The 5,610-nt window shown below is 26.1% G+C and carries 7 protein-coding genes; all 7 read left to right on the forward strand.

Annotated features, from left to right (window positions below; translation table 11 throughout):
- Window positions 1-157: 157 nt before the first annotated feature.
- On the forward strand, window positions 158-844 hold the full coding sequence (locus tag JWF52_RS18190) for a cell division ATP-binding protein FtsE (protein WP_208334892.1): 687 nt from the start codon (window positions 158-160) through the stop codon (window positions 842-844).
- Window positions 828-1,724 carry a permease-like cell division protein FtsX gene (gene ftsX / locus JWF52_RS18195; RefSeq protein ID WP_208334893.1) on the forward strand — a complete coding sequence of 299 codons (897 nt, stop codon included), beginning with the start codon at window positions 828-830 and terminating at the stop codon, window positions 1,722-1,724. The genes JWF52_RS18190 and ftsX overlap by 17 nt, the downstream gene beginning before the upstream one ends.
- 18 nt (window positions 1,725-1,742) lie before the next feature.
- Window positions 1,743-2,864 (forward strand): murein hydrolase activator EnvC family protein, encoded by a 1,122-nt coding sequence (locus JWF52_RS18200; protein ID WP_353654978.1) that lies wholly within the window; start codon window positions 1,743-1,745, stop codon window positions 2,862-2,864.
- Between the two features lie 92 nt (window positions 2,865-2,956).
- A complete protein-coding gene (locus JWF52_RS18205) occupies window positions 2,957-3,463 on the forward strand; it encodes a 3'-5' exonuclease (protein WP_208334894.1) in 507 nt (168 codons plus the stop codon).
- 104 nt (window positions 3,464-3,567) lie between these two features.
- Window positions 3,568-3,864: a hypothetical protein gene (locus JWF52_RS18210; RefSeq protein ID WP_208334895.1), complete on the forward strand. Its 297-nt coding sequence runs from the start codon at window positions 3,568-3,570 to the stop codon at window positions 3,862-3,864.
- A complete protein-coding gene (locus JWF52_RS18215; protein ID WP_208334896.1) occupies window positions 3,855-4,871 on the forward strand; it encodes a serine/threonine-protein kinase in 1,017 nt (338 codons plus the stop codon). Before JWF52_RS18210 ends, JWF52_RS18215 begins: the two co-directional genes overlap by 10 nt.
- 272 nt (window positions 4,872-5,143) lie before the next feature.
- Window positions 5,144-5,610, forward strand: a 467-nt coding sequence (locus JWF52_RS18220; protein WP_208334897.1) for a hypothetical protein, incomplete at its 3' end; no start/stop codon positions are given.

The raw sequence follows: 5,610 nt of genomic DNA on the forward strand, positions 1-5,610 counted from the left end.
TTTTTTTTGATTATAAATAGTGTAAATTGACAGAAAATAAAAATTTCGTCTTAAAGTTACAAAAAGGTTACAAAAAATGTTATAATTAGGTATAATTGAATAATAAAGAAAAAAATAACGAAAATAATCAAGAAAAAAGTAAAATGGAGTGGTATAAATGATTAAATTTACTAATGTAGATAAAGTCTATGCTGATGGTAATAAATCATTAGATAATATAAACTTAGGTATAAAGCAAGGCGAATTTGTATTTTTAGTAGGTCACTCAGGTGCAGGAAAATCAACTTTACTTAAGCTAATGACTAGAGAAGAAAAGATATCATCAGGAAGACTTTCAGTTTTAGGAGAAGAGATTACAAAATTAAAAACTAATAAAATACATAATTACAGAAGAAATCTAGGAGTAGTTTTTCAAGATTTTAAATTATTAAATGAAAAAACAGTATTTGAAAATGTAGAAATAGCCCTAAGGGTAGTCGGAACAAATCCTGGTGAAATAAAGCCAAAGGTAATGGATGTATTAAAAAAGGTAGGAATTGCAGATAAATACAGCAAATATCCAACAGAATTATCAGGTGGAGAGTGTCAAAGAGTTGGTATAGCAAGGGCTATAGTAAACAAACCTTCTATAATAATAGCAGATGAATGTACTGGAAATTTAGATATACATAACTCAATAGGTATATTAAATTTATTAAGTGACATAAATTCGGAAGGAGTTACTGTTATAATGGCAACTCATGATATAGAAATTTTAAAATTATTTCCAAATAGAATTGTAGAAATTCAAAAAGGAAAAATAGTCAAAGATACAAAGAGGGATTTATATGAAGTTAGTGTCTAAGTGTTTATATAGTTTAAAACAAGGAATAAAAGGAATTTTTAGCAATAAAACTATGAGTTTTATATCAGTAATATCAGTAACATCTGCTTTAATTATACTTGGTATAGTATTTACTATAGTTTTAAATATAAATCAACTTATTACGTTTGCTAAAGATGAAATAAATGAAGTAAGAGTTTCAATGAAAGCTAATATAAGTGAAGAAGATAGAGAAAAGATTAAAGAAGATATAAAAAAAATAACGGGTGTAAAAGAAGCAGAATATAAAACGAAAGAGGAAGCTCTTAGTAGTATGAAAAAGAGTTGGGGAGAAGAAGCGTACCTACTAGATGGTATAAAAAATCCACTTGACGATTATTATCTTGTAAAAATAGATAATCCAGATAAATTAAAAGAGATATCATCTAAAATGTTAAAATTAGATGGAGTTGAAGATGTTAAATTCCATCAAGATATAATGCAAAACTTTTTAAATATATCAAATATAGTTAAAAAATTCGGATCAATAATAATAATTGCCTTACTACTAATATGCTTAGTAATAATATCAAATACGATAAAAAGTAGAGTTTATAGTAAAAAAGAAGAAATACAAATAATAAAATATGTTGGGGCTAGCAATGGATTTATTATAGCACCATTTATAGTAGAAGGATTTACTATAGGAATGATAGGTTCACTTTTAGCAGTAGGAGCATGCATAGGAATGTATGGCTATATATTAGAAAAGACTACATCTGTTATAAGTAGAGTTGTGGGAAATGTAGCACTTCCTTTAACTAGCATATCTATGTCTCTTATAGCGGTTTTAGTTATAACAGGAATAACTATAGGAGTGCTTGGAAGTGTATTATCGGTTAAAAAACATTTAAAAGTATAGATAATAGGGGGAAATTGAGTGAAAAAAATAGTATCATTAATAACGGTATGTGCTGTGGTAGTTAGTACAAACTTTATATATGCAGATAATAAAGAAGACAATCTAGATAAAAAGTTAAATGAAAATAGGCAAGAACAAACGACTATAGTAAATAAAATAAAAGATTTAGATGAAAAAGTTGCAGAAATAGAAGCTAATATTTCAAAGACTAATGAAGAAATAAGTAAATTAGATACAGAAATCAATGGTACACAAGAAGAAATTAAAACTTTAGAAAATAATATAAAAGAAAATGAAGAAGCTTTAGGAAAAAGATTGAAGGTTATAAATAACAATTACTCTATGGGATACTTAAAGGTTATTTTAAGCAGTACATCTTTATCAGACTTTTTTAATAATATTTACATAGTTAAGCAAGTTGTAGAACAAGATAAAATACTTTTACAAGAGTTAGATGATAATAAAGTGGCAGTAGAAAGTAAAGAAAAAGAATTAGAAGATAAGAAACAAAAGCAAGAAGAACTTAAATCACAATTACAAAGTGACAATGAATCAGTGCAAGCTGATAAAAGCGAATTACAAGCATTAAAAAATGAATTAGAAAAAGAAGAGAATGACTTAGAATCAGAATTAGAAAAAATAGCAGCAGAAGCAGCGGCTAAATTAGCAGCAGAGCAAGCAGCAAAAGAAGAAGCAGCAAGACAAGAATCATCAAACAATGGGTCAACTAGTGGTCCAACAGGCGTTATATCTAGTGGATCATGGCCGGTACCAGGACATACAAGAATAAGTTCGCCATATGGATATAGACAACATCCAGTTTTAAATGTACAAAAGCTACATACAGGTGTAGATATACCAGCACCTAAAGGTACTCCTGCAGTAGCTATAGACAATGGTACAGTAATATTCTCTGGAACACAAGGAAGCTATGGAAATACAGTTATGATACAACATGATGATGGAAAAGTAACATTATATGCACATAATAGTGAGTTAGTTGTATCAGTTGGCCAAAGGGTTCAAAAAGGACAAGTTGTTACTAAGATAGGTTCAACAGGTAGATCAACAGGACCACATTTACATTTTGAAGTAAGAATAAATGGAAAACATACTAACCCGATGCCTTATATAGGATAATAGTTTGTAAATATAAGAGTTTATATAAGTACGCATATTTGATATAATTAGATTATATTAAATATGCGTATTTGCAATTTGAGGAGAACAATATGAATGAATATGTAGTTGTAGACTTAGAAACTACAGGCCTTGATCCATATAAAGGTTGTGAGATAATAGAAATAGGTATAACTGAAATAATTAACAATAAGATAGTTAAAAATTATTCGAGGCTTATAAAGCCCAAATCAATAATACCATACTTTATAACTGAAATAACAAATATAACTAATGAAATGGTTGAAGGTGAAGAAAGTATAGAAACCGTACTACCTAGATTTAGAGATTATATAGGTGACAGAACTATAATAGCTCATAATGCAAAATTTGATTTGAAATTTCTAAATTACTACCTTAAAGAGATGAATTTAGAACCAATAGATAAACATATCTGTACTTTAGAGTTATTAAAACAAAGTAAAAGTTATAAAGGTAAAAATAAAAAATTAGAAACAGCATGTGAGTATTATAATATAGAAAACAAAAATGCTCATAGAGCAGATAGCGATACATTAGCTACAGCGAAATTATTTTTAAAAATTAAAGATGAAAACTAAGATAAGCATGAACTTCATGCTTATTTTTTTGTCCAATTAGTGTTTAAATTTTAAATGCTTTCATAGTATATAACAGACAGAAATCTTTCTTAGGAGTTGAGTGTATGGTTTTTATAGATATTAATATATTTATAGATAAAATAGAATTTAATATATTTGAATATGAATATGAGAAGAAAGATATATTACAAGATAAAATTATAGTACCACAATCTTTTAATATAGGTGATAAATTAAATTATATAAGAAAATTCATGGCTAGACTTATAAAGCAATATAAAATAGAAAAAGCATATATGAATATAGAAGATAATCTTGGTATAGATGTTATTAATATAGTAAAAATGGAAGGCGTATTAGATGAATTGCTTTCAAATTGTGGGGTGGAAAAGTGTATATAAGTCCAAATTTCAATCTTGAAATAATAGAAAAAATAAATTCTGAAGGAGTTAACTCTGCACTTTATCTTGTTAAAGATGTGCAATTAGGCTCTATATTTATATTAAAACAAATATCAAAAAATAATTTTAGAGATGATGGGAATTATTTTGAAGAATCAAAAAAAATATATAATCTAAAGCATCCTAATATAATTCCTATAAATACAGCATCATATGATGAAGAGTATATTTATATTACTATGCCTTATTTTAAAAGAGGGTCTTTATATAGTTTATTGCAAAATGAAAATTTATCAGTAAGAAAAATAATAAAATATTCTTTAGATTTTTTATCAGCGCTAGACTATATGCATAGTAAAAATATTATACATTGTGATATAAAGCCAAATAATATTCTTATGGGTAATGAAGATAATGCAGTACTAACTGATTTTGGGTCAGCTCTATATTTAAATCATTTAGGAAATGCAAGGCTTAAAAATGTTTATTATAAACATATAGCACCAGAACAATGCAGTAACTCTATAATAAGCAAAAAAATAGACATATATCAGATAGGAACAACGTTATATAGAATGTGCAATGGAAATGAAGAATACAATAAGCAGGCTAGAAAATATAAGGATTTAAATAGCCTAAAGTTAGCTTGTGCGAAAGGAAAATTTCCGATTAGGAAAAAATATTTACCTCATATACCAAAATCAATGATAAATATAATAGAAAAATGTATAAAGGTAAATCCTCATGAAAGATATGAGAATGTATTAGAAATAATGAATGAACTATCTTTAGTTAATGAAAATCTAGACTGGAATTATTATAAAATAAGTAAAAGTAGCTTTTCATGGGTATTAGGGAATAGTGTTAAGTTAGAGCTTTATAAAGAAAATGATGTATGGAATATTAGAGATAATGGTAAAATAAATTCATTTGTTGATAGTAAAGCAAAAGGATACAGAGTTATTAGAGAAATAATAAAAAAGTATGAAAAAATAGCCTTACTTTAAACCGATCAAGTAAGGCTATAAAGGGGTAAAATATATTATAAAAAGGGGTTTATTAGGGAATATATTTTATTTGGGGAGTAAAATAATCGGTTATTAGGGGAATAACCTTAAATAAATAATAACAAAATTCGACAAAAAAAGCAATAGGTAATTTTAAAAAAAATATATAAAAATTAAATTAAATAAAATTATAAAAAAATTTAAAATTTGAGAATTATGAATGAAAAATTTTCCTATGCATAAAATAAGAAAAAATTATTTAGGAGGATTTTATGAATAAAAAGCTTTTAACTTGTTTTATAGCTATATTTATATCCCTTTGCAGTTACACTAAGTCAACTTGCATAGAAAATAAATATACTAAAGATATATGGATAAATAATCTTAATACTAAAGGAATTAAAGTCAATCTAGTAGATATAAAGATACTAAAAGAAAGTATAGATATTGGAAAAAAATATAATGCATCGGCCATATTGACTATGAATGTAGAGAATAATTCTTTAGATGATATAGAATTATCAAATATAGATGTATATCCATATCAAGCTAATAAAGAAACAAAATATTTTGTAAGTACTTCAGAAGATAATATTACAGGGTTTATAGGTAACTTAAAACCCAAAGAATCTAAAACTATAAAAATGGGAGTAGCATTACATAATACTGAAGACCCTATAAGTTTAGAGTTTTCTAATATTGAAGATGAAAAAAATGAAAAAATAACTGAAAGTATAAA

The sequence above is a fragment of the Clostridium sp. CCUG 7971 genome (assembly GCF_017590215.1).
Classification (GTDB): Bacteria; Bacillota; Clostridia; order Peptostreptococcales; family Peptostreptococcaceae; genus Faecalimicrobium.

Coding starts and splice junctions, on each gene's coding strand:
- JWF52_RS18210 (WP_208334895.1), top strand. CDS start 3,568: ATGGTTTTTATAGATATTAATATATTTATAGATAAAATAGAATTTAAT.
- JWF52_RS18205 (WP_208334894.1), top strand. CDS start 2,957: ATGAATGAATATGTAGTTGTAGACTTAGAAACTACAGGCCTTGATCCA.
- ftsX (WP_208334893.1), top strand. CDS start 828: ATGAAGTTAGTGTCTAAGTGTTTATATAGTTTAAAACAAGGAATAAAA.
- JWF52_RS18190 (WP_208334892.1), top strand. CDS start 158: ATGATTAAATTTACTAATGTAGATAAAGTCTATGCTGATGGTAATAAA.